The sequence below is a fragment of the Pseudopedobacter saltans DSM 12145 genome (genome assembly GCF_000190735.1).
In the GTDB taxonomy this organism is placed as follows: Bacteria; Bacteroidota; Bacteroidia; order Sphingobacteriales; family Sphingobacteriaceae; genus Pseudopedobacter; species Pseudopedobacter saltans.
In genome coordinates, this window is record NC_015177.1 from 894182 (window position 1) to 919025 (window position 24844).

Sequence of the window (24844 nt, forward strand, 5' to 3'; positions counted from 1 at the left end):
CATGAGAAAACAATTACTTAAAAATTTATGTATGGCATTTCTGGGAATTACAGGGGTGTCTTTAGTTGCGAATGCGCAGCATTGGCTTGGTTCTATTTCAGGACCTGTACCTACACTTAATGGTGAGTACAGAGGAAATCATCTGGCAATAGATGCAGACGGCAATACTTATACTACCGGATCATATAAATCTTCTACCTCAACCACAAATAACACATTATCAGCTTATAATAATGGGCAAACGGGAGCAGGTGGTACTATCGCTTTTACTGTCACAAATCAGGTTATTCCTGCTATTACTAATCCTTCTGGTACAACTACAGCAAAAGATAATTCTTTAATAGCTAAAACAGATGCGAATGGTGAATTTAAATGGATGACAGGTTTTGGGTCTTCCGACAAAACAGGAACAAACAGTACAATACAACATACAGTCACCAATAGTATTGCTGTTTCAGATGTTAATGTTAATAGTGATGGGGGAGCGGTATATGTAGGTGGATATTTTTATGGAAATATAAATAGCTTTTCAGGATCTAGTGCTTCAATTCCTAATATTACATCATCGGGAGGAAATGATGGTATAGTAATGAAACTATCTAAAGAAGGAGTTTACCAATGGCATAAGCTTGTTACAGGTGGAACAAATGCACAGGCAGTAACAGGTGTAACTACAGATAGTGATGGAAATTTAATTGCAATAGGTACTTACAATGGTTCGGCAACTATAGATGCTACTACTATTACCAATTCTAACAATAATATTTTTGTAGCTAAATTCAAACCAGACGGTGAGCTTCTGTTCGTTAAATCTTTTAATGGGGCAACAGCTTGGGGTGTAGCAGCGGATATTGATAAATCCATTTACATTACAGGAAGTTTTACTAGTAGCGTGACTTTTGGTTCGATAACATTAACAGGTTCAGGAACAACTTCATATTTAGCAAGGCTTGATGCTAATGGCATTCCAGTTTGGGCAAAAGCAATAATAAGTACGGGTCAGAATGTAGGACATGGAGTTGCTGTTGATTACGAAAGTGATGAAAGTAACAGGGGTGTTTATATAACAGGACAGGTAATTAATGATGGTACAGCAGATGTTAATTTTGGAGGGATAGACGTTTCTTTTACCTCTGACGGGGCATCAACCGCCAGCCCCTATGTAGCTAAATTCAATGTAAAAACCGGAAATCCTGTCTGGGCAAAGGTGTTTAAAGCAACAGGAACTTCGGGTTCCGGTTACAATGTCGCGGTTAACACCAATAAGAATGTTTTTGTAGCAGGATATTCAAGAAACATAAATATTGATGGTGTTGATTATACGGCAGTACTATCAACAGCAACTCCTCCAGCTATAACTGATGATGGATTTATAGTAAAACTCGATTCGGAAAATGGTATAGTATTAGAAAGGAAATTCATTGCAACTGCGGGTACAGACAGGGTGAATGGTTTGGCGGTAAATAATACCGCTGTATATGCAAATGGTATGGCAGGTGGACCATCAGGAGGTACTTTAGGTTCTCCTACGGTTACTCAAAATTTTGCCGGTACCGGGCAGGATTATGCTTTCAGAGGAGGAAGTTGGGATATCTTTATTTTAAAATGGGGATCCACTTCTCTTCCAATATCATTAACAGAATTTAAAGGAAGTAAAACCTATTTAGGTAATCTCTTAAGCTGGACAACGCTATCAGAAACAGACAACCAATATTTTGAGTTGGAGAGAAGCGCAGATGGCATAAACTTTTCTTCTATAAAAAGATTAACAGGTTCGGGTACGTCAACAGAGAGGATAAATTATAGCTATTTAGACACAAACCCTTTAGCGGGCATAAACTATTACCGTTTAAAGCAGGTAGATAAAAACGGAACATTTTCTTATTCCGAGAACATTGTAGCTATCAACACCCAATTAAGTATAGAAGGATTAAAAGCATATCCTAATCCGGGATTGGGCATCGTAAATATTCAGTTGCCATCAGAATCTGATGATGCGGATATCAATGTTTATAATCAGGCAGGAAAGTTAGTAGAGTCTTATACCAATGTTTCGGGAAGCACTCATATTGTAGATATATCCAAGCAACCTACAGGAGTTTATTATATTCAGGTGGTAGAAAAAGGAAAATCTAAGTTGAGTAAATATTTAAAACAGTAGAGTAATAAGGGAAAATATATATAGTACAAACAGAGGGGTATTTGCCTCCCTGTTTGTATTTAAAATGTAGATGCTTTAAGCTGTTTTTAATTTTTTATTAACTGATATATAGTTTGTTATGCTATTTTTTAAAAATTATATATTTTTTTCGGTAACGTACCCAACTAATTATTATATTAGCTCAACGAAAGACTACCCAATTATAAAAAGGTATTTTAATTATCAAATGATTTATTAACCGCTAAATAAGTATGGAAATTGGAATAATTAAAAAAATAAAAGCTTCACTGGTTCTCGCATTCGTAATTGTAGGTTTGGCAGGTGCTCAAAGATCAGTATACGCTCAGGTAACAACAGCTGGCATTGATGTGGAAGATCCAAAGTCGACGGGAGCACAAAGTCTGGATTTTTCAGTTATTCCGGATAAAAGCGATTGGGTTTATAAAACAGGAGAGCGGGCTACGTTCAATATAAAACTCTTTGTAGATGGTAAGCCTGTAGAATCTGCAGATTTATCCTATATGATAGGTCCAGAAAAAATGGTTCCAACAAAAAAAGGGCGGGTAACTGTTAAAGATGGATACGCAAAGTTAGAGGGGGGAACAATGGGTGAACCTGGCTTTTTGAGATGTGATGTAAGAGTAAATGTTAAAGGGAAAATTTATAAAGAATTAGCTACTGCAGCTTTTGAACCAGAAAAGATAAAACCGACAGCGGTAACGCCAGTAGACTTTGATCAATATTGGTCAGCAACGATTAAAAATTCTAAAAGTGTTCCTCTGGGTTCTAAATTAACTCCAATTCCTGAAAGAAGCAATGATTTAGTAGATGTATACCAGGCAGAATATCATTTTATAAACAATGGAGTACAAAAATTTTATGGCGTGTTGAGCATTCCTAAAAAGGAAGGAAAATATCCGGCTATTATACGTTTTCCCGGTGCTGGATGGTTGCCATTAAGTGGAGATCAGAATAATGCAGCTAAAGGGTTTATTACTTTAGATTTGTATATCCATGGTAGGCCAGTTATAAATGATAAATCTTATTATACAGATTTGCAATTCAATGAATTGAAGAATTACCAATACAAAGGATCATCAAATCGTGATTCGTTTTACTATAAGAATGTGGTTCTTGGCTGTGTAAGATCCGTGGATTTGATATATTCTTTACCAAAATTTGATGGAAAGAATGTAGGTGGTTGGGGATCCAGTCAAGGAGGCGCACTATCCATAATTACAACGGCTTTGGAAAAAAGAATTAACTATTTTGTAGCCTTATGTCCAGCCATGTGCGACTTTACAGGATACCTGAATAATAGAGCCGGTGGCTGGCCTCATTTTTTTGCAAAACCGGAACTTTATCAGGATAATCAAAAGCAGGTGATGGAAGCTTTATCCTACTACGATGTAGTGAGTTTTGCAAAGCGTATACAGGTTCCCGGATTTTTCTCTTGGGGCTTTAATGATGAAACTACACCTCCTACATCATTCTATTCTGCTTATAACTCAATTAAATCACCTAAACAGGTCTTCGTAGTTCCTAGCGGAATACATAAAATTTATCCTCCGCAAAGAGATAAAACCTATAATTGGCTAATCAATAATTTAAATAATAATTAGTTTTTGTTTGCTTATGTTGTTTTTGTCCCACTGAAAAGTGGGGCAAATCAAAAGAAAAACTTATTCAATATGTCATCAAACAGTACAAATAATAAAGTTTTGTTTTTAATATGCTTTTCCTTGTTGGGATGTAGTCCACGTAAAAGAAAAGAAGCAATCCTACCCGTAGAACAAAATATTCAATTGGACAAATCAATCTTAGACATAAGTGTTGTGGCAAAGGGGTTAAATGTTCCCTGGGAAATTACTTGGGGACCGGATGACAAGATTTGGATGACAGAACAACATGGTGAAATCAGCAAAATTGACCCAGAAACTGGGGATAAAAAAAGAATACTGGAAATAAAAGAAGTATGGAAAGATAGAACAACTGGTCTTCTTGGAATGGTTATTCACCCAAATATTAAAGAATACCCGTATGTCTTTGTTGATTATACCATCAAAAATGATAAAAATATATTTTCAAAACTAGTTAGATACACTATCCAGAGAGATAGTTTGATTAGTCCGAAAACTTTGTTAGTTATTCCGGGAAGTAGCGGTCACAACGGCTCTCGATTGGCAATATCGCCCAATGGCAAACTTCTGTGGGCAACAGGAGATGCTCAAAAGTTTCAAAATGCGCAAAATGAAAAAAGTCTGAATGGTAAAATATTGCGCTTGAATATCGACGGAACTGTTCCAGAAAATAATCCTGTTAAAGGGAGTTATGTGTGGGCAAAAGGCTTTCGGAATATGCAAGGGTTAACCTTTTCAAAGAATGGCCTTTTATATACATCCGAACATGGAGACGCTTTAGAGGACGAGGTAAATCTTATTACAAGAGAGGGGAATTACGGTTGGCCAAATATAGAAGGTGTACATGATACTGAGGATGAAAAAAAATATGCCGAAAAATATAATACAATAGAGCCTCTGCTGTCCTGGACACCAACGATAGCGCCTTCGGGGCTTACCTATTATGGTAGTGACAACATTCCCGAATGGAAAAACAGTTTGCTTCTAGCGACTTTGAAAGCACGAAGTCTTCGAGTATTAAAATTAAATGATGATGGTACCAAGATATTGTCCGACAATATTTTTCTGGAAAACGAATACGGTAGATTAAGAGGCGTTTGTGTTTCGCCAAAGGGGGATATTTATGTTTCTACCAGCAACAAAGACTGGAATCCCTATAGCAAACCATTGGAATCTGATGATAGGATATTGAAGATAAGCAGAGCGAATAAAATTAGTTCTGCAAAAGTCTTAAAAGGTAAGGTCGCTTCTGAAAACACTAATATAGACAACATCGACCAGTTATATAGCATTTATTGCGGTTCGTGTCATAAAGATGATGGATCTGGTGTAGAGGGATCTTTTCCCGCTTTGAAAGGCTCTTCTATTGTATTAGGAGATAAGGGAAATCTGATAAAAGTCTTCTTGAAAGGGAAAAAGACGGAAAATAAGCCCGAACAAATGCCCGCTTTTAAGTTTCTGAGCGATGAAGAGGGAGCGGCTATATTGACTTATATTAGAACAAATTGGGGAAACTCAGCAGGGGCGATACAAGCTTCTGAAATTAAAAAAATGCGATAACCATAATTAAACCGGAACCAAAGATGGAGAATAAAAAAGAATCAAAACTGGTAAAACGGATTAAAGAAATCATCCCAGGTATAATTATAGCAGCGGTCGTTTTTGGCCCCAGTAAAATGACCATTACCTCTAAATTGGGGACAGACTACGGCTATAGTATGTTATGGATTGTAGTAGTCGCTATTTTCTTCATGACCGTCTTTACCAAGATGGCAAGTAGAATAGGTATAGCAAAGAAAGAGTCACTTTTAACATTAATTGGGCAAAAATGGGGCAAATGGGCAGCTATTGTTATTGGTGTTGGAATTTTTTTAGTAGCAGCGTCTTTTCAGGCAGGTAATTCAATTGGCGTAGGAATTTCAATAGGAGAAGCTACCGGTACATCGTCAAAGATTTGGGTAATTGTGTTTAATATTATAGGTGTTCTGCTACTGTTTTTTAGAGGATTTTATAAAATCCTGGAAAAATTAATGTTGTTATTAATATTTATGATGTTACTGTCATTTATAATTACAGTTTTTGTAGTCAATCCAAAAGCAGAAGACATTATACAAGGTTTTGTACCTAGTTTGCCAGAAGGTTCCGTTGGACTAGTTATCGCATTTATGGCTTCCTGTTTTTCGATTGTAGGAGCATTTTATCAAGCCTATTTAGTACAGGAAAGGAAAAAAATAGGTATGGAAGATGAACCGGTTATTGATAAAAGTACTACAGGTATGATCATATTAGGCTTAATGAGTGCGATAGTAATGGTCTGTGCTGCAACAGTACTGCACCCAAAGGGAGTAAAACTAACAAGTGCTATGGATATGGCAAAAGCTTTAGAGCCATTATTTGGGCATTATGCGTCAATCTTATTTTTAATAGGCTTGTTCGGAGCCTCCTTTTCTTCAGTAGTAGGAAATGCTTCAGTTGGAGGAACCATGTTGGGAGACGCATTAGGCTATGGAGGTAAATTACAATCTGCCAAAGTGCGGGTTTTGATAGCTATATTAATGATTATAGGCGCAACAATAGCAATAATATTTGGAAAGCTTCCTCTGGAACTGATTGTATTAGCTCAGAGTGTGACTATTTTCTTAGTTCCTTTTATAGGAATCGCTATGTTCCTGGTTGCGAATGACAAAAATATTATGGGACAATATAAAAACGGCAAATTCACTAATATATCCGGTGTATTAGGATTGTTATTACTTGCCTTTTTAGCAATAAGCAATGTATACGATTTATTTATTAAATAACAGATTATGGAAGATTTGATAGCTTTAGAACAAAGACTAACCAGGCCAAGTACTAAACTTATAGAAGATATAAAAAATATAGATGGCGATATCATGCTGCTTGGTATTGGAGGAAAGATGGGACCGAGTATGGGGAAATTGGCGGCTGCGGCTGTGAAAGAAGCTGGAATTAACAAACGTATTATAGGCGTTTCAAGATTTAGCGATGCAAAAGCGAGAAAAGAATTAAAAGAAGCAGGAATAGAGACAATAGCTTGTGATTTATTAAACGATGAAGAGCTTTCTAAACTTCCGGAAGTTAAAAATGTTATTTATTTAGCTGGGCACAAGTTCGGGACAGTAGGCAATGAAGGGTTTACCTGGGCAATGAATACATATTTACCAGGCAGGGTATCCGAGAAATTCAAAAATTCAAATATAGTAGCATTTTCTTCAGGAAATGTACTTCCTTTCGTACCGGTAACATCAGGAGGCGTAAGTGAAGAAACCACACCGGAACCTATAGGTGAATACGCACAATCCTGTTTAGGTCGAGAGCGTATATTTGAGTATTTCTCTAAGAAAAACGATACACCGCTACTTATATATCGTCTTAACTATGCCGTAGATTTCAGGTATGGTGTAATTATGGAAATCGCAAAATCTGTATTGTCAGGAAGACCGATTGACTTAAGAACCGAAAATGTCAATGTTATTTGGCAAGGTGATGCGAACGAAATAGCAATAAGATCTTTATTGCATTGTACAAGCCCTGCTAAAATTTTAAATGTAACCGGACCAGAGACTTTATCTACAAAATGGGTGGCAGAAGAATTTGCCCGAAAGTTTGATAAAAAGCCGGTTTATCAATACGAAGCAGAAGGAACAGCATTGTTAAATAACGCTGCGGAGTGCCATAAACTATTTGGATACCCGCAAGTAACAATAAAAGAAATTATAGACATTACCGCAATATGGTTAACCCAGGGAGGCGAAGAATTTGGAAAAGCAACACATTTCCAGGAAAGAGGAGGTAAATTTTAATGAAAAGATTAAGCAAAGAACTTAAACAGCTTTTGGATGCAGGTACGGTATTGCCTGCGCACCCTTTAGCATTAACAGCAGATAGAAAGATTGATGAGTTTCATCAAAGGCAATTAACCCGTTATTATATAGAGGCTGGCGCCGGAGGCGTTGCTGTTGGAGTTCATTCTACCCAGTTCGAAATCAGGGACCCGGAGATAAACCTTTTTCGTACAGTTCTAAAATGGGCGTCAGAAGAGGTTGATAACGCAAAACTGGAAAGACCTTTCTTAAAGATAGCAGGTATTTGCGGACCTACAGATCAGGCAAAAGCAGAAGCAGAAATAGCGGCTGATTTGGGATATGATATCGGCTTATTGAGCATGGGAGGTTTACAAGGTTGGACAGAAGAACAAATATTAGACAGGGTAAAAGCTGTGGTAGAAATTATTCCGGTATTTGGTTTTTATTTACAACCCTCTGTAGGTGGTAGAATTTTTAGCTATGATTTCTGGAGAAAATTTGTGGAAATAGAGAATGTAGAGGCAATAAAATGCGCTTCATTCAACAGATATCAAACGCTGGATGTCATGAGAGCGGTGGCAAACTCTTTCAGAAGAGAAAAAATATCTATGTATACAGGAAACGATGATAATATTGTAGCCGATCTTTTGACAGAATACAAATTTCCTGTTAATGGAGAGATGCAAACCGTTTGTTTTAAAGGAGGTTTGCTGGGACATTGGGCTGTGTGGACTAACAATGTTGTGCAGCTTATGGAACGTATTAAGAAATACAGAGAAAATAAAACGGTAGAAGAAGCAGAAGCGTTATTGAGTTTAGGTACTCAAATTACCGATGTAAATGCTGCTTTATTTGATCCGGCTCATGATTTCCATGGATGTATTCCTGGTATTCATGAAGTGTTAAGAAAGCAGGGATTACTACAGGGAAGATGGTGTCTTAATCCAAAAGAAGAGCTTTCCGATGGTCAGCTCGAAGAAATCAATAGAGTTTATGAGAATTACCCTCATCTTAACGATGATGAGTTTGTAAACCAATTTTTGCATAAAGAGAAGCAGCCATCTCATATTATAAACAGTTATTAATTATAAAAATATGAAGTGGTGTTCAGTTTTCCTGATGATGTGTTTGGTAATTAAAATTACTAACATACAAGCCAAAGAATATAAAATAAAAAGCGCCTCTGAATTAGAGGCGCTAACCTTGTTGCCCGGAGATAAAGTAATTTTAAAGTCAGGTGTCTGGACAGACCAAAAGCTTATAATGAAAGGTCTGGGAACAAAAGAAAAAAATATAGTTTTTTCTGGAGAAGGAAATGGAAGTACCATTATATCTAAAGGATCAACACTTTTGATAGAAGGAAAATACCTTACTGTAGAAAATCTGAAATTTGTAGATACAAATATCCCTAAAGGGAGTATTGTTTTTATCAGCAAAGCAGCAGAAAATTGCCGTTTCACCAATAATGTGTTTCTCGAAACTGGTGAAAATTTATTAAGCAAAGACACTTTTTTTGCATGGATAACCATGTATGGTGTAAATAATCGAATAGATCATTGTTATTTTAAAGGGAAAACCAATAAAGGATGCACTATTGTTGCCGAAGCAGAAAAAAAGCCAGGTTATAATAGAATAGATCACAATTTCTTTGACCATAGACCAGAGTTGGGAATGAATGGCGGAGAAAGTATCAGAGCAGGAAACTGGAATACATCCATGTTCTCATCACATATTACTATAGAGGAAAATATCTTCAAAAATTGTAATGGAGAAATAGAAATTATATCTAATAAATCTTGTAATAATATTATAAGAAACAACCTTTTCTATGAAAGTAACGGTACTATTTCTTTAAGACATGGGAAAAGAGCTACAGTAGCCGGAAATGTATTTATAGGAAATAAGAAAAATGGAATAGGAGGGATTCGAGTTACAGGTGAAGGTCACCGGATTTTTGATAATTATTTTTCGGGTATAATTGGAGCCGATTTCTACGCACCTGTATCATTCAGAAACGCGTGGGAAAATCCTCCGTTACATGGTTACGATCAGGTAAAAGATTGCGCCGTTTTCTCTAATACATTTATTAATTGCGGTATTCCTTTTTATATAGGTGTAGGAAAAGATGAAAAATCTTTTGTTGTTCCTGTAAATACAACAATTGCTAATAATTTGATTTATAGCAATGATAAAGCATTGAAAATAATAGAACCTAAATATAAATTTGAAATTATTAAAAATCTGGTTTCCAGTTCATCAACCGAAAGTGCTAAAGGATTTATAAAAGAGAATTTACATTTGCAAAGTAAAAAGGGTTTAGCCTATATCAAAGCTCCCTCATCTGTTAAACCGCATGTTTTAGAAGGTGCCAAAGAAAATTATTTTGGAAGCAGGCTGCAAGATGGACTTCACGAAAAATTATTAAAAGCAAAAAAGATAGGCCCATCTTGGTACCCTATTGAATCTAATTTAATTATAACCAATTAAATGTAATTATGTCTACCAGAAGAAATATATTAAAAACTATCGGGGTAACGGTACTAACAGCAGGAGGCCTTAGCCGATCATCTTATGCTTCAAAAAAAGGGGATATAGCGGTAGGTACAATAAAGTTTTTTTCTAATGTAAACGCTTTAATTTCCGAAAAGAAACTTAAAGAAGGAGATATTGTTAAGACTTTAGGATACCATCAATCTAACGACGGTGGACATGCTGAATATATTATTTCTGATAAGCAGGATCAGTATCAGGCAGGTATAGCTCTACAAAATGGTTTGTTTGCTTTATTGAGTAATGTGTCTTCAGTTAATTACAAAATGTTCGGTACTGTATCTGATGGAACACATGACGACGGGATTGAAATAAAGAAAGCACATCAGTATGCAAACGGACGGAATCTTCCCGTATTTAACTATACTGGCGAGTTTTGGCTAAAAAAGACCAACTCTATACAAATTCTTAATAATGTAGAGTGGGGAAATACCATTTTTCATATAGATGAACAATTTAATACGCCAGAAGCAAATAAATTTGTAATAGCAAGCCAAAAACAAAAGGTGAAAAAAACTTTCACAGCACAGGAGAAAGCTAATATTTTAGCCCAATTTAAGCCTGGAGTAAGTGTGGTGGAAGAATTTGCTCCTTTTTCAGGTCATTTAATATATATAGAGGATGCGAATGACAAGATTGGATTCAGGTCTGGAGAAAAATTCACCGGCCAATCCTGGTCTAAACAAGAATTTGTATATATAGAAGAACACGGAAAAGTTTTAGGAGAAGTGGCTTATACCTTTAAAGACTTCTCTTCTATTGAAATAATTCCTGTAGATGATACTTATCTGACTGTTAACGGAGGCTGTTTTTACCTTTCCGGGAACAGTCAGGGAAAAGGATATACAAAAAATGGTTTTGGTATTGTGCGGCCACGAACGTTAATCAGCAATCAGGTAGTAAGGCTGGAAGCCGGTAGGAAAGATACTGCACCCAACGCAAGAACAGGTTTTTATAATTTTAGCAAAGTCTATGAAGTTAAGTTAGAAAACATTCGTCTTATTCCATACGAGCAAGATCGTGAAGGAACAGCAAATGACGTTCCGGCGGGTACCTACGGTATATCAGGAGGACGAATGCTTAATGCAACATTTAGGAATATTACTGCTGAGGGAAGTGCTATACATTGGGGCGTTTTTGGTACCAATATGAACAAAAACTTTAAAATTGATGGTTGTCAACTAAATAGAGTTGATGTTCATTTCCATTGTTGGAACTTATCGATATTAAATTCAAAAATCGGTTATAGAGGTATTTCCATTACAGGAGGGGGAGATCTTATTATTCAGAATACAACTTGCGAAAATCGCTCGTTTATAAATTTTAGAAGAGATTTTGGGTCTAAGTGGGATGGTGATATCAAAATTTCAAATTGTAAATTTATTCCGGCAGAAGGTTCTTACAATAACGTACTGGACTTTAATCCGGCGAATTTCGACTATAAATATCCGATTGTATTTGGCAGGTCTGTTTCAATAGAAAATCTGGTGATTGACTGCATCAATACCAATTCAAAAGGTCCTATTAATTTAATGAGTCTCAGTCCCTTTTCAGAAATGAAACATGGCGAACGAATTGTATTTCCTAAAAATGTTCAGTTCAAAAATATTATTGTACATGGTGAAAACAGAGGCGTTCGTATAATTACACTTTATAATCCTAAAGGTTACTTTGTAAATGCGAAAGGCAGCTATGATGATATAGAGTTGAAACCCAATAGTAAAATTCTTATTGATAAAGTAGATTTGGAAGATCTGTCTGAACTAAAATCCGAAGAAAAAAACAATCATATCTTAGTGAAAGATGGTAGTCAGGATATAAAAGATGCTAATTCTCTTTTCCTCCAAATAGAAATAGTAAACTGTGCATCAGTAAAAATGGATATCTCGGGTATTCCTGCAAAGGTAATAATTAGAAATTCCAATCTATCAGCTTTTAAAAGTAAAAAATTAGGAAGAATGAAAGGTGAAATCTATTTGCTAGAAAGTAAAATTTTACCTGAAGTTACTTCCAGACAGGAAATAAATTTAGAATTAGATACTACTTTAGTAACTGTTTTTTCCAACTGTACCATTCATGCTCCTAAAGTAGCAGGCAAGTTTGAACCGTCTTTATTGAATAACTATGATTTTATTAAGATAAATGAAAGGTTGAAGTTCAATCATTCTAATACGATGTTAGGAAAAGATATATTGAATTTCCTGAAATCTAAAGGGAGTAGCCCCAGTCCTAAATTTATATCGATGCTAAAATCACATTCTGATTTGGAAGACTAGATAGAAGGTAAATACATTTAATAACATATTCAGATTATGAAAAAAAACAAGGCTTATATTATTTTTTTAATGATTTTAGTATTTCCTTATGCTATATACGCACAAGGAAACTCTGTAAACAAACAAGAGTTATGGAGAAAAATAAGTCCTTACTTTTCTGCTCCTTCTGAGTTTGCCGGTCAATATGGTAAATATAAGCCTCTTTTGAAATTTTACAATGGAGATACGGTTCTAACAAAAAATGATTGGCAAAAACGGAGAAAAGAGATTTATACCAAGTGGAATGATATGATGGGGAATTGGCCGGATCTTATCAAAAATCAAAAGATGAAAATACTGGACACTGAGCAAAAAGATGGTTATATAAAGTATAGGATTAGTTTTAAATGGACCCCAACCGAAGAGACCGAAGCTTATCTTTTGATTCCACAACAAAATAAAAAAAAATATCCTGCTGTTGTAACTACTTTTTATGAACCAAAAACTGCGATAGGAGAAGGGAAGCCCAATCGTGATTTTGCGTTACAATTAGTTAAAAGAGGTTTTGTCACCCTATCCATAGGCACAACTCAAGCCTCTCAGGACCGAACATATTCTATCTATTATCCTTCTATACAAAACGCGAAGATACAGCCACTATCTATGTTAGCTTATGCTACAGCAAATTCATGGTATTTATTGTCTAATTTATCCTATGTAAACGAGAAACGAATAGGAATAATGGGACATTCTTTCGGTGGAAAATGGGCTATGTTTGGGTCTTGCTTGTTTGACAAGTTTGCATGTGCTGTTTGGTCCGATCCGGGTATTGTATTTGATGAAGATAAAGGTAGTTTGGTAAACTATTGGGAACCCTGGTATCTTGGATATTACCCAACACCATGGGAAAATGTGTGGCGTAAAAAGGGTGATATTGACGGAGCAAAAGGACTTTATCCTAAATTACTTAAAGAAGGGCATGATTTGCATGAAATTATGGCATTAATGGCTCCGCGCCCGTTTCTGGTTTCTGGAGGAGCTTCAGATCAACCGGTTCGTTGGATAGCGCTTAACCATATTGCAAAGCTTAATAACGTATTAGGTGTTAAAAATCGCGTCGCTATGCAAAATAGGGAACTGCATGAACCCAATGATTATTCAAATAGTATAGCCTATGATTTCTTTGAGTACTTTTTAAAATAAATACGCTACGGTTATTGAACAATAATAGAATATTTAATGTTGTTTTGTTGGTGTTTTAATTGCCTCAAATAACTTAAACTGATATAAATTTAAAATGAAATACCAGTTATAACACATAATAATAGCTTTTGCTTTGTAAGTTCAAAAAATATATATAATTTCGTGTACGTACACGAGTTGTGATTTTTACTGCTAAATGAAAAATAAACTGAAAATAATAAATGGGGATATCCTTACTCCATATAAAATAATAGAAGGAGGCAGCGTGTTGGTAGAAAACGGCCGGATAGTAGAGATAAGTCAATCTTATATCGATTCGCCCCAAGCGGAAGTTATAGACGCAAAAGGCAGCTATGTTTCACCTGGTTTTATAGATTTACATGTGCATGGTGGGGCAGGGCATGACTTTATGGATCACTCTATTGATGCTTTTCTGAAGATTGCGGAGCTCCACGCTAAGCATGGGACAACAGCAATGTGTCCAACTACTTTAACCAGTTTGAAGGAAGATTTAATAGAGACCCTACATTGTTATGAAGAAGCAAATAAAGTAAACAAGAGCGGAGCTCAATTCCTAGGAATGCATATAGAGGGGCCTTACTTTTCTATGGAGCAAAGAGGAGCGCAAGATCCGAGGTATATTAGAGATCCGGATCCTAATGAATATAAAGAAATTTTAAAGTGGGCTCATTTAATTAGGAGATGGAGTGCGGCGCCTGAGCTTGATGGAGCAATGGAATTTGCCCGATATTTAAAATCAGTTGGGGTGCTGCCCGCAATAGCTCATACGGATGCAGTATATGAAGAAGTACAGGAGGCTTTTGAAAATGGCTATACATTATTGACACATTTTTATTCGGCTATGTCTGGAGTGACTAGAAGAAATGCTTATCGCTATGCAGGAGTAATAGAAAGCGGTTATTTAATAGACGAACTTGATGTTGAAATTATTGCAGATGGTGTTCATTTACCAGTTCCTCTGCTTAAACTAATATATAAGATAAAAGGTCCGTCAAGAACAGCTTTAATTACAGATGCGATGAGAGGTGCAGGTATGGGAGAAGGCGAAAGTATTTTAGGGGACTTGCGAGATGGAGTAAAAGTTATTATAGAGGATGGGGTTGCGAAATTACCTGACAGAAGCGCTTTTGCAGGTAGCGTAGCGACCGCAGATAGATTAGTGAGAACAATGTGTAAAGATGCCGGAATAAATTTATTGGATACCATACAAATGATAACTTCCACACCGGCTAGAATAATCGGAATTGAAGATAAGAAAGGAAGTATAGTACCAGGAAAAGATGCTGATATTGTTATTTTCGATAAAGACATCAATATTATAAACACAATTATAGGAGGAAAATCAATTTACAAAAATGAAGAGTTTGCAGAAAGACTTATTAAAAGTCAGAGTATTTAAGACCAGAGACGATTTAGGAAAAGATGCCGCTGAACTTGCAGCCGACGCGATTAACAAGTTATTGGAAACAGAAAGCTATATTAATATGATTTTTGCAGCAGCTCCATCTCAAAATGATTTTTTTGAGCACATAGTAAAAAAAAATATCGATTGGGAAAGGATAAATGCATTTCATATGGATGAATATGTTGGTTTGGAAAGCGATGCTCCACAGGGGTTTGGTAACTTCTTAAAAGATAAAATTTTTTCAAAAGTGAAATTTAAAACAGTAAATTATATAAACGGGCAGGCGCAAGATTTAGAAAAGGAATGCAAACGATATGAAGATTTATTAAAGCAATTTCCACCGCATATAGTCTGTATGGGAATAGGGGAAAATACTCATATAGCATTTAATGATCCTCATGTTGCAGATTTCGAAGATCCTAAATTATTGAAAATTGTAGATTTGGATAAGGCTTGCAGAATACAACAGGTTAATGATGGCTGCTTTGCGACGATCGATAAGGTTCCCGAATATGCGCTTACATTAACCATACCGGCTTTAATTAGAGGAAAGGAAATATTTTGCATGGTACCGGGGAAAACCAAAGCAAATGCGATCAAATTAACTCTGTCAGAAGATATTAAAAAGGAGTATCCATCAACTATACTTAGAAGACATAATAGTGCCGTTTTATTTGTAGATCAGGATAGTTATTCGTTAGTTGAACTATAATTTACATAGAATTCTGTTATTTGTAGCGAGTTTTGTAATTTGTCTTCTATTATTATTTGATATTCAATGAAGAAAAAGGGAAACAAAGAGTTGGTTGGGGTAAAGGAAATTGCTAGAAGAGCAAATGTTGCTATTGCTACAGTTGACCGTGTTCTTCATAATCGAAAAGGGGTTTCCGAGAAAACAAAAGCTAAAATCACTGCTATTATAGAGGAATTAAACTATAAGCCTAATATTTTAGCGAGGAGATTGGCTTCAAAAGAAATATTACGATTTGCTGTCATGATCCCGTCTGTGTCTGAAGAAACGGATTATTGGGATGCTCCTTTAGAAGGAATTAAACAAGCTGAGTCTGAAATAGCAACTTACGGAATAGAAATAGATAAATATTTCTTCGATCAAAATGACAGAAGCTCTTTTTTAAAAGCATCTGATGAAATCTTGAAAAAGAAGTATCATGGTATATTGTTAGCTCCTATGTTCGCTCAAGAATCGGAAAGTTTCGTCAGAGAATGCACGAAAGCTGGAATTCCTTGTGTCTTTATCAATTCAGATTTGCCCGATACCGCCAGTTTATGCTATATAGGCCCGGATTTATATCATGCAGGAGCTCTGGCGGCTCATTTATGTGGATATTTGATAGGTGAAAAAGCTAATGTATTAATTGTTAATATATCTGAAATAGATAACCATCGACATTTTTTAAGAAAAGAGCAGGGGTTTAAAGAGTATTTCGAAGAATACCGAAAAGAGAATAATGTAATCAAGCTAGACATCAGGGATACTGCGGAACAAGCTATAAGTAGAGAATTAAAAAAGGCGCTCGAAAGCAATAAAATAGATTTGATATTTGTTGCAAATTCCCGGGTATTTTATGTAGCGGAATTTTTTGAAAAATACAAAATAAAAAATGTAAAATTAGTAGGATTTGAATTCCTAAAAAAAAATGTAGCATATTTAGAGCAAGGAGTTATAGATTTCTTAATTTGTCAAAAACCAATAGAACAAGGATATAAAGGAGTAATGGCTCTTTATCAGTATTGTGTTCATGACATAAAAGTAAAGGATGTACATTACATGCCAATAGACATTATTACCAAAGGAAATTACCAGTTTTACAGTAATTAATATTTTTGATAAATTTTAATCTATTAAAGCGACAAACTTCCTGACGTTGACGTTTTAGATTTATAGATATCTTAAATATATGATTAATTGTATTTTTTTAATTTAGTTTAGTAATTTGCTTTATTATTTTTCTTAGGGTAAAATAATAACTTAGGTAGTTTTAATGAAAAAGAAAAAACAAGAAAAAGAGCTAGTTGGGGTAAAAGAAATTGCCAGAAGAGCAAATGTCTCTATTGCCACTGTTGATAGAGTATTACATAATAGAGTAGGCGTTTCTCCAAAAACCAAAGCTAAAATAGATGCAATTATTGAAGAACTGAATTATAAACCAAATATTTTAGCGCGAAGACTAGCTTCAAAGGAAATTTTGAGATTTGCAGTTCTAATTCCATCTGTATCTGAAGAGACAGATTATTGGGATGCACCTTTAGAAGGAATAAAGCAAGCTGAGTCTGAAATAGCAACTTACGGAATAGAGATCGATAAATACTTCTTTGATCAAAACGACAAAAAATCATTTTTAAATGAATCAAAGAAAATCTTAGATAAAAGGTATCATGGTATATTATTAGCACCGATGTTTATAGAGGAATCCATAGACTTTGTAAAAGAATGCTTGAAAGTGAAAATACCTTGTGTTTTTATTAACTCGGATTTACCAGATATTTCTAGTTTATGTTATATAGGTCCAAACTTATATCACGCAGGGGCATTGGCAGCACATCTATGTGGCTATTTGATCGGTCGGAAAGAAAAGATTTTAATTGTTAATATCTCTAAAGAGATAGACAATCATCATCATCTTTTAAGAAAAGAGCAAGGCTTTAAAGAGTATTTTGATAATCATCAAAAAATGAATGATATCTTAAAATTGGATATTAGAGATACAAGCTATAAAGCGGTGAGTAAAGAACTAAAGAAGACTTTTGCAGCAAATAAAATTGACTTGGTATTCGTCACAAATTCCAGGGTGTCTTCCGTTGCGAAATTTTTCGAGGAGCAAAAGGTTGAAAATACCAAATTGATAGGGTTCGATTTTCTTAAAGAAAACATAGAATACCTTAAAAAAGAAACCATAGATTTCTTAATTTGTCAGAAACCTATAGAGCAGGGATACAGGGGCATTATGGCACTCTATCAACATTTCGTTTATAATGCAGATGTAGAAAAAATCTACTATATGCCAATCGATATCATCACCAAAGAAAATTATCAGTTTTATAGAAATTAGTTGTTTAAGCCAGAAAATATCGATTTGCATACAGATCAGAAAGAACAACAAAAAGAGTTTATCCAAACTTTCATCATAGATAATCAACCTTGGATCAGCTATCAGGAACAAGATGTCTTTGCTAATGTTGAATTATCTTTTGATAATGATTTTCTCTATCTGAACTTTACTTCAATGGAGAAACAAGTAAAAGCAAAGTATAGAGATTATAACGGAAAAGTACATGAGGATAGTTGTTTCGAGTTTTTTGTGCGGTTTGATGAAGATTCAGCCTATTATAATTTGGAGGTTAATATAATAGGAAGCATTAAATTAGCGTATGGAAAGGAACGGTTTTCGAGACAATTTTTACCTATAGATATTCTTAAAAATATAGAACGCGATGTTTTTATAATACCCCTATTAAAAGATGATACATTATATATCGAGAGTACATTGAATTTAAAAATACCGGCAAAAACATTTGTTTATAATAAAGTGACTTGCCTGCAAAATCATAAATTATTTGGTAATTTTTATAAATGTGGAGGGAGCTTAGAAAAGCCACATTATCTTTCCTGGAATCATATTGTATCAGATAATCCTGATTTCCATAGACCTGAATTTTTTAAACTAATTAATGTCTTTAAAGAAATTTAAAAATATATTTTGATAAAATGTAAAACTTTTTATATTTTCGGTAACGTACACAATCAATTATGTCTAGATGAGAAATACTGATATTACACGTAGAAAATTTATATATGGAGGAACTTTGGCCTTAAGTGCTTTGACGGTGGCTGGTATTCCTGGTGTCGCATTTGGAAAAGCTGAAAAAGTACGGTTAGGACTTATTGGTTGTGGACAAAGAGGGGGAGGTATAAGTTCTGTCGTCAGTAAATTGGAAAATATAGATATTATCAGTTTTTGTGATGTTTCTAAAGATGCTTTCCTGACAATCAAAAAATATGCACCCAAAGAGGCGAAGTTTTATGAAAATTATCATGACCTTTTAAATGATAAAAGAATAGATGGTGTTATCATAGCTACTCCTTTATACTTACATTATAAAATGTGTGTGGATGCTTTAGATGCAAAAAAGAACGTTTATGTAGAAAAAACAATGACTTATAGCATTCCGGAAGCAATAGATCTTGTGAAAATAGTAAATGCATCAAATTTAATATTACAGGTAGGACATCAATATCGATACTTCCAGATGTATCACAAAATAAAGGAGATTATAGATCAGGGATGGCTGGGAAAAATCACACATTTTGAAAGTCAATATAATAGAAATTCAGATTGGAGAAGGCCTCTGAAACCAGGTGAAGATGATAGAATAGTAAACTGGAGAATGTATAAGCAATACTCAGGAGGTGTTCTTGCTGAACTATGCGCTCATCAAATTGATGTTGTGAACTGGATGCTTAACGGTCATCCTAATAGAGTTATTGGTATGGGGGACATAAATTATTGGAAAGATGGGAGAGAGACTTGTGATAACGTTCGTACTATATATGAATATGATAATGGAGTAAAATCTAGCGTGACGTCTGTTCTTTCTAATCAATACAATAGTTACGCGATGAGAATTATGGGGTCTAAAGCAACTATTGATATCAAAAGAGAAAAAGCATTCATTTATCCGGAACCTACAACTAAAACTCTGGGAGTAGTAGATGGGGTAACTGGTGCAACGGTCGAAAGTCTAAAGCCAGGAGAAGGTAAAGAGATTATTTATGATAGTATAGATGGCTTAAATTTAGATCCTACGGCATATTCCATAATGGCCTTCGCAGATTGTATAAAAAATAGTAAAAGACCTTTTTCTAATGTAGAAACCGGAAAAGACGTTGCTATTGCTGTTCATATGGGAAATAAAGCTGTAGATACAGGTCTAATGCAGTATTGGGATCTGTAAATATTAGTTGTTTTTAAAGGTGCTTAGAGCCTTTGCAATCTAATTTATATCAATAAATATTAAGAGCAATTTAGATATAGACATTTTCTGATTAATCAGAGATAACCATTTTTAAAAACCAAAAGCAATTGCTATGAGCATAGACAAATTGAATAGGCGCAAATTTTTAAAAACTGCGACAATAGCAGGCGCCGTAGTTACAGCACCAAGTCTGATTTCCAACAATCTTTTTGCTAATCAAATAAAAGGAAAACGCGTAGGTATCATCGGTCTTGATACATCACATTCAGTAGCCTTTACCAAAGAATTGAATTCTGATAAAAGTGAATACCTGGGGTATAGAGTGGTAGCAGCCTACCCGCAGGGAAGTAAGGATATAAAAACAAGTGTAGACAGAATTTCAGGTTTTACTGAAGACGTAAAAAAGCATGGAGTTGAGATTGTTAGTTCCATAGAAGATCTTTTGAAAAAAGTAGATGTAGTTCTCTTGGAAACTAATGATGGTAGGTTACACTTAGAGCAGGCCTTGCCTGTACTTAAGGCAAAAAAGAGAATGTTTATCGATAAACCCATAGCCGCTTCTTATAAGGACGCAAAACAAATATTCGAAACCGCTAAAAAATATGATACGCCTATTTTTTCTTCTTCTTCTTTAAGATATATAGAAGGAATGAAAGAAATTAAAGGAGGTAGTATAGGGAAAATTATTGGGGCTGATACTTACAGCCCAGCAGTATTGGAGCCTACTCACCCAGATTTTTTTTGGTATGGAATACATGGTGTCGAAATGTTATTTGCGGTAATGGGAACTGGGTGTAAAAGTGTTACGCGTGTTTTTACCGAAGGAAGTGACGTGGCTGTCGGAACGTGGGATGATGGAAGAATAGGTGTTTTCAGAGGAATAAGAGATGGGAAAAAAGATTTTGGTGGAACTGTTATAGGAGAGAAATCAGTAGCCAGTTTTGGTAAGTTTTTAGGGTATAATCCTCTACTTGCCGAAATTATAAAATTTTTCGAAACGGGAGTAGTGCCTTTTGATACCAAAGAAACTTTAGAAATCTGCGCTTTTATGGAAGCAGCAGATGAAAGTAAGAAAAATGGAGGAAAACCAGTTTTAATCAGTTCAATTGTAAATAAATAAACGAGTTATGAGCAACCTTAACGAAAACACTAGAAGAAAATTTATAAAAAATGCCGTGACAGGCGCTGCAGCAATCGGAGTAGGTGGAATCTTACCGGGGTTTAGCGCAAAAAGTTATGCTAATATTTTGGGGGCCAACGATAAGGTTCGGGTGGCTTCTATGGGAGTCAATGCAAGAGGTTTGGCTCTGGCTACAAATTTCGCTGCGCAAAATAACTGTGAGGTAATTTACGTATGTGATGTAGATACAAGAGCTGCTGACAAATGTATTTCTAGAGTGTCTGAAATCCAGGGAAGAAAGCCAAAAGCAGAAGGGGATTTTAGAAAAGCTTTAGAAGATAAAAACTTAGATGCTTTGGTCGTGGCGACACCAGATCACTGGCACGCTCCTGCGGCAATTTTAGCATCAAAAGCAGGCAAACACGTGTATCTGGAGAAACCTTGTGGACACAATCCAAATGAGGGAGAACTCTTGATTAAAGCGGTTGACAAGTATAAAAATATTATACAAATGGGAAATCAACGTAGGTCTTGGCCAAATGTTGTAGCCGGAATTAAAGAGTTGCATGATGGAGTAATTGGGAAGCCCTACTTTGCAAAAACCTGGTATACCAACAATAGACCTTCAATTGGAACAGGTAAAGTTACTGCCATACCATCCTGGTTAAATTATGATTTATGGCAAGGACCAGCGCCGAGGAAAGAGTTTAAAGATAATTTGATACATTATAATTGGCATTGGTTCTGGCATTGGGGAACCGGAGAAGCCTTAAATAACGGAACTCATATGGTGGATATAGCTCGTTGGGGACTGAAAGTAGATTATCCAACCAAAGTAAGTTCCAATGGAGGTAGATATCGTTATCAAGATGATTGGGAAACTCCAGATACACAAGTGATTAATATGGAATTTGCTAATAAATGTGCTATTACTTGGGAAGGTCGAAGCTGTAATGGCAGCCCTGTGGAAGGAGCTAATGTGGGAGTTATATTTTTTGCTGAAAATGGCTCTTTACAGATTGATGGAGATAACGGGTATAAGATTTATGATTTGAAAGGAAAACTTTTAAAAGAAGTGAAAAATGAAACTCAGGTTAATTCTGGAAGTTTAACCAATCCTTCTCAGGCCTTAGACGCTATCCATATCCAAAACTTTTTTAATGCTATAAAGAAAGGCGAAAAATTGAATGCTGATATTGTCAGTGGACATCAAAGTACTTTACTTGTCCAGTTAGGAAATATTGCTCAAAGAATTGGAGCTAGTTTGGAAATCGATCCGAAAAATGGAAGAATTCTGAATAGTGCAGCCGCTAAGAAGTTATGGAGTAGAGAGTATCAAAAAGGTTGGGAGCCTACAGTTTAATATATAGTCTGTAAAAATGAGCAGTAAAAAAGTAACATCAGATCAGCTTACCAAAAGAGATACGACAATCTCGATATTGTTAATAGGCCTGGTGTTTTTCATTATAGGATTTGTATCATGGATCAATGCAATTCTGATACCTTTTTTTAAGATAGCCTGTGAGCTTACTAATTTCCAATCCTACCTGGTAGCATTTGCCTTTTATATTTCCTATCTGGTGATGTCGGTTCCGTCTTCTTTTCTTTTGAAAGCAGTAGGCTTTAAGAAAGGAATGATGACAGCGTTCTTCGTCATGTCTGTGGGAGCAGCATTGTTTGTTCCTGCCGCATGGTTCAGGACTTATGAAATATTTCTCTTAGGTCTGTTTACTCTTGGCTCTGGTCTGGCAATTTTACAAACGGCGTCTAATCCCTATATCACAGTGCTAGGGCCGCAGGAAAGTGCCGCACAGCGGATTAGTATCATGGGAATTTGCAACAAATTTGCTGGGATTCTAGCTCCTTTGCTATTTGCGGCAGCGGTACTAAAATCAAGTGATGCAGAACTTTTCAAGCAAGTCCCATTAATGGGAGATGCGGAAAGGGCAACAGTCTTGGATGAATTGATAAGAAGAGTAATGCTTCCATATTCAGTGGTATCAATGGTACTTATTGGTTTAGGACTGTTTATTAAATATTCACCTCTTCCGGAAATAGATACCGAGAATGAAAGCGAAGAAGTAGCGGAAGCCAACTCTGGAAAAACAAGCATTTTTCAATTTCCACATTTGATTCTTGGAGCGGTGGCAATCTTTATACATGTAGGAACGCAGATATTAGCAATAGATACTGTAATAGGCTATGCCGGATCAATGGGGATTAATTTGATAGAAGCAAAAGTATTTCCGTCCTATACATTAGCGCTTACAATAGCGGGGTACCTGATGGGAATCATTACCATACCACGCTTTATTAGTCAGGTAAACGCCTTAAGGTTCTGCACTATATTAGGCGCTGCGTTGAGTCTTTTGATAATTTACGCTAATGGCAATATAACGTTGTTAGGACATACTGCTGATATTTCCATTTGGTTTGTAGTAATGCTAGGTCTTGCAAATTCATTGGTATGGGCGGGGATATGGCCTGTCGCGCTGGATGGGTTAGGCAGATTTACCAAACTAGGTTCGTCTATCATGATCATGGGATTGTGTGGTAATGCCATTATGCCTTTGGTGTATGGACACTTTGCAGATACACATGGTTTGAGAGAAGCTTATTGGGTATTATTCCCGTGTTATGCTTATCTGGCATATTATGCGATACACGGTCATAAATTGCGAAGGTGGTCTTTTCGATAAACTAAATATATTGGGGAGTTTGTTTGTTAAAAATGAGGTGCTCGCATCTCATTTTTTATTATTTAAGGTAAAATATAGAATTTATTATGTTAAAAATAAAGATGTACGCTTATATGCTACTGCTCTTATTTATTGTGAAGATAGGATATGCACAACAAGTAAATCCAGAAAATCAAGCAGTAAAAATATCGAAAGATATTCGTTACGCTGAGAAGACTGATTCTAGTCAGAATGATATCTCTTCCGATAGATTATTGGATTTGTATTTACCAACTAAAATATCCAAGTCAGAAAAGTTGCCTGTTTATATGTTTATACATGGAGGAGGTTTTTCTGGAGGTGACAAAGAACAAACAGCAGTGTTTTGTAACAAACTAGCATCTAATGGTATGGCAGTTGTATCGATCAACTATCTGCTTTACCTTAAATTGAACAAGATAAAAGGTGCAAGTTGCAGTGCGAATATGTCTAAAGGTTTGCCTACTTCTGGTAAATTTCAGGATGGTTTACATCATGCTATATACGTGGCTTCCGCAGATGCGAGTTTAGCTCTGAAATGGATAAAAGAAAACGCCAATAAATATAACTTCAATCTAAAAAAAGTAGCTATTTCTGGTGGGTCAGCCGGCGCAATGACAGCATTGTATACTGCGCTTTGTAAACAACCGCAAAGCCAGCAAATAAGTGCCATAGTTAATTTATGGGGAGGTTTGGAGAACAATAATCAGATAGTAAACACTAACATACCTGTTCTTACTTTTCATGGAGATAAAGATGCGCTGATTTCCGTAGATTACGCGTATTCATTACATGAATTTCTGGAAAAGAAGGGTAATAAATCCTCGAAATTGGTAATAATGGAAGGAATAGGTCATGCAGCCTATACTTATATCACCAATAATAAAGTAGAAGAAATTTTAAGTTTTTTAAATGAAGCTTATAAATAGAAACTTGTTAATATTATAACC

At 35.5% G+C, this 24844-nt stretch carries 19 protein-coding genes; all 19 read left to right on the top strand.

What is annotated here, in order from left to right:
• Position 1 precedes the first annotated feature (1 nt).
• The gene (locus PEDSA_RS03630) at positions 2-2161 is read left to right on the top strand and encodes a T9SS type A sorting domain-containing protein (RefSeq protein WP_041536964.1); all 2160 of its coding nucleotides are present in this window, start codon (positions 2-4) and stop codon (positions 2159-2161) included.
• A 251-nt stretch (positions 2162-2412) separates the two neighbouring features.
• The gene (locus tag PEDSA_RS03635) at positions 2413-3783 is read left to right on the top strand and encodes an acetylxylan esterase (protein WP_013631801.1); all 1371 of its coding nucleotides are present in this window, start codon (positions 2413-2415) and stop codon (positions 3781-3783) included.
• Positions 3784-3852: 69 nt separating this feature from the next.
• Positions 3853-5361, top strand: coding sequence for a PQQ-dependent sugar dehydrogenase (locus PEDSA_RS03640; protein ID WP_148233489.1), 1509 nt, complete (start codon positions 3853-3855; stop codon positions 5359-5361).
• Positions 5362-5384: 23 nt separating this feature from the next.
• A complete protein-coding gene (locus PEDSA_RS03645) occupies positions 5385-6602 on the top strand; it encodes an Nramp family divalent metal transporter (RefSeq protein ID WP_013631803.1) in 1218 nt (405 codons plus the stop codon).
• Between the two features lie 6 nt (positions 6603-6608).
• Complete coding sequence (locus PEDSA_RS03650; RefSeq protein ID WP_013631804.1) at positions 6609-7625, top strand: NAD-dependent epimerase/dehydratase family protein; 1017 nt, start codon at positions 6609-6611, stop codon at positions 7623-7625.
• Positions 7625-8713, top strand: a complete 1089-nt coding sequence (locus PEDSA_RS03655; RefSeq protein WP_013631805.1) for a dihydrodipicolinate synthase family protein — start codon at positions 7625-7627, stop codon at positions 8711-8713. Before PEDSA_RS03650 ends, PEDSA_RS03655 begins: the two co-directional genes overlap by 1 nt.
• A 10-nt stretch (positions 8714-8723) precedes the next feature.
• Positions 8724-10115: a polysaccharide lyase 6 family protein gene (locus PEDSA_RS03660; RefSeq protein ID WP_013631806.1), complete on the top strand. Its 1392-nt coding sequence runs from the start codon at positions 8724-8726 to the stop codon at positions 10113-10115.
• Positions 10116-10123: 8 nt separating this feature from the next.
• Positions 10124-12454, top strand: a complete 2331-nt coding sequence (locus tag PEDSA_RS03665; RefSeq protein ID WP_013631807.1) for a hypothetical protein — start codon at positions 10124-10126, stop codon at positions 12452-12454.
• Between the two features lie 36 nt (positions 12455-12490).
• On the top strand, positions 12491-13636 hold the full coding sequence (locus PEDSA_RS03670) for an alpha/beta hydrolase family protein (protein ID WP_013631808.1): 1146 nt from the start codon (positions 12491-12493) through the stop codon (positions 13634-13636).
• Positions 13637-13832: 196 nt separating this feature from the next.
• Entirely contained in the window at positions 13833-15056 is a 1224-nt protein-coding gene (gene nagA, locus PEDSA_RS03675; protein ID WP_013631809.1) for an N-acetylglucosamine-6-phosphate deacetylase, read from the top strand.
• A complete protein-coding gene (locus PEDSA_RS03680) occupies positions 15013-15774 on the top strand; it encodes a glucosamine-6-phosphate deaminase (RefSeq protein ID WP_013631810.1) in 762 nt (253 codons plus the stop codon). The genes nagA and PEDSA_RS03680 overlap by 44 nt, the downstream gene beginning before the upstream one ends.
• A gap of 66 nt (positions 15775-15840) precedes the next feature.
• The gene (locus tag PEDSA_RS03685) at positions 15841-16902 is read left to right on the top strand and encodes a LacI family DNA-binding transcriptional regulator (protein WP_013631811.1); all 1062 of its coding nucleotides are present in this window, start codon (positions 15841-15843) and stop codon (positions 16900-16902) included.
• A gap of 163 nt (positions 16903-17065) precedes the next feature.
• On the top strand, positions 17066-18133 hold the full coding sequence (locus PEDSA_RS03690; RefSeq protein ID WP_013631812.1) for a LacI family DNA-binding transcriptional regulator: 1068 nt from the start codon (positions 17066-17068) through the stop codon (positions 18131-18133).
• Positions 18134-18772: a carbohydrate-binding family 9-like protein gene (locus PEDSA_RS03695; RefSeq protein ID WP_013631813.1), complete on the top strand. Its 639-nt coding sequence runs from the start codon at positions 18134-18136 to the stop codon at positions 18770-18772. It abuts the gene before it with no gap.
• Positions 18773-18839: 67 nt separating this feature from the next.
• On the top strand, positions 18840-20036 hold the full coding sequence (locus PEDSA_RS03700) for a Gfo/Idh/MocA family protein (RefSeq protein ID WP_013631814.1): 1197 nt from the start codon (positions 18840-18842) through the stop codon (positions 20034-20036).
• A 133-nt stretch (positions 20037-20169) separates the two neighbouring features.
• Positions 20170-21177, top strand: coding sequence for a Gfo/Idh/MocA family protein (locus PEDSA_RS03705; RefSeq protein WP_013631815.1), 1008 nt, complete (start codon positions 20170-20172; stop codon positions 21175-21177).
• 7 nt (positions 21178-21184) lie between these two features.
• Complete coding sequence (locus tag PEDSA_RS03710; protein WP_013631816.1) at positions 21185-22540, top strand: Gfo/Idh/MocA family protein; 1356 nt, start codon at positions 21185-21187, stop codon at positions 22538-22540.
• A gap of 16 nt (positions 22541-22556) precedes the next feature.
• Positions 22557-23876, top strand: a complete 1320-nt coding sequence (locus PEDSA_RS03715; protein ID WP_013631817.1) for a sugar MFS transporter — start codon at positions 22557-22559, stop codon at positions 23874-23876.
• An 86-nt stretch (positions 23877-23962) separates the two neighbouring features.
• On the top strand, positions 23963-24823 hold the full coding sequence (locus tag PEDSA_RS19425) for an alpha/beta hydrolase (protein ID WP_052305763.1): 861 nt from the start codon (positions 23963-23965) through the stop codon (positions 24821-24823).
• Positions 24824-24844 lie beyond the last annotated feature (21 nt).

Excerpts from the sequence above, each read along its gene's own strand:
- PEDSA_RS03640 (WP_148233489.1), top strand. The coding sequence starts at position 3,853 with ATGTCATCAAACAGTACAAATAATAAAGTTTTGTTTTTAATATGCTTT.
- PEDSA_RS03635 (WP_013631801.1), top strand. The coding sequence starts at position 2,413 with ATGGAAATTGGAATAATTAAAAAAATAAAAGCTTCACTGGTTCTCGCA.
- PEDSA_RS03710 (WP_013631816.1), top strand. The coding sequence starts at position 21,185 with ATGAGCAACCTTAACGAAAACACTAGAAGAAAATTTATAAAAAATGCC.
- PEDSA_RS03690 (WP_013631812.1), top strand. The coding sequence starts at position 17,066 with ATGAAAAAGAAAAAACAAGAAAAAGAGCTAGTTGGGGTAAAAGAAATT.
- PEDSA_RS03680 (WP_013631810.1), top strand. The coding sequence starts at position 15,013 with ATGAAGAGTTTGCAGAAAGACTTATTAAAAGTCAGAGTATTTAAGACC.
- PEDSA_RS03630 (WP_041536964.1), top strand. The coding sequence starts at position 2 with ATGAGAAAACAATTACTTAAAAATTTATGTATGGCATTTCTGGGAATT.
- PEDSA_RS03715 (WP_013631817.1), top strand. The coding sequence starts at position 22,557 with ATGAGCAGTAAAAAAGTAACATCAGATCAGCTTACCAAAAGAGATACG.
- PEDSA_RS19425 (WP_052305763.1), top strand. The coding sequence starts at position 23,963 with ATGTTAAAAATAAAGATGTACGCTTATATGCTACTGCTCTTATTTATT.
- PEDSA_RS03670 (WP_013631808.1), top strand. The coding sequence starts at position 12,491 with ATGAAAAAAAACAAGGCTTATATTATTTTTTTAATGATTTTAGTATTT.
- PEDSA_RS03655 (WP_013631805.1), top strand. The coding sequence starts at position 7,625 with ATGAAAAGATTAAGCAAAGAACTTAAACAGCTTTTGGATGCAGGTACG.
- PEDSA_RS03660 (WP_013631806.1), top strand. The coding sequence starts at position 8,724 with ATGAAGTGGTGTTCAGTTTTCCTGATGATGTGTTTGGTAATTAAAATT.
- nagA (WP_013631809.1), top strand. The coding sequence starts at position 13,833 with ATGAAAAATAAACTGAAAATAATAAATGGGGATATCCTTACTCCATAT.
- PEDSA_RS03705 (WP_013631815.1), top strand. The coding sequence starts at position 20,170 with ATGAGCATAGACAAATTGAATAGGCGCAAATTTTTAAAAACTGCGACA.
- PEDSA_RS03650 (WP_013631804.1), top strand. The coding sequence starts at position 6,609 with ATGGAAGATTTGATAGCTTTAGAACAAAGACTAACCAGGCCAAGTACT.
- PEDSA_RS03665 (WP_013631807.1), top strand. The coding sequence starts at position 10,124 with ATGTCTACCAGAAGAAATATATTAAAAACTATCGGGGTAACGGTACTA.
- PEDSA_RS03645 (WP_013631803.1), top strand. The coding sequence starts at position 5,385 with ATGGAGAATAAAAAAGAATCAAAACTGGTAAAACGGATTAAAGAAATC.
- PEDSA_RS03685 (WP_013631811.1), top strand. The coding sequence starts at position 15,841 with ATGAAGAAAAAGGGAAACAAAGAGTTGGTTGGGGTAAAGGAAATTGCT.
- PEDSA_RS03700 (WP_013631814.1), top strand. The coding sequence starts at position 18,840 with ATGAGAAATACTGATATTACACGTAGAAAATTTATATATGGAGGAACT.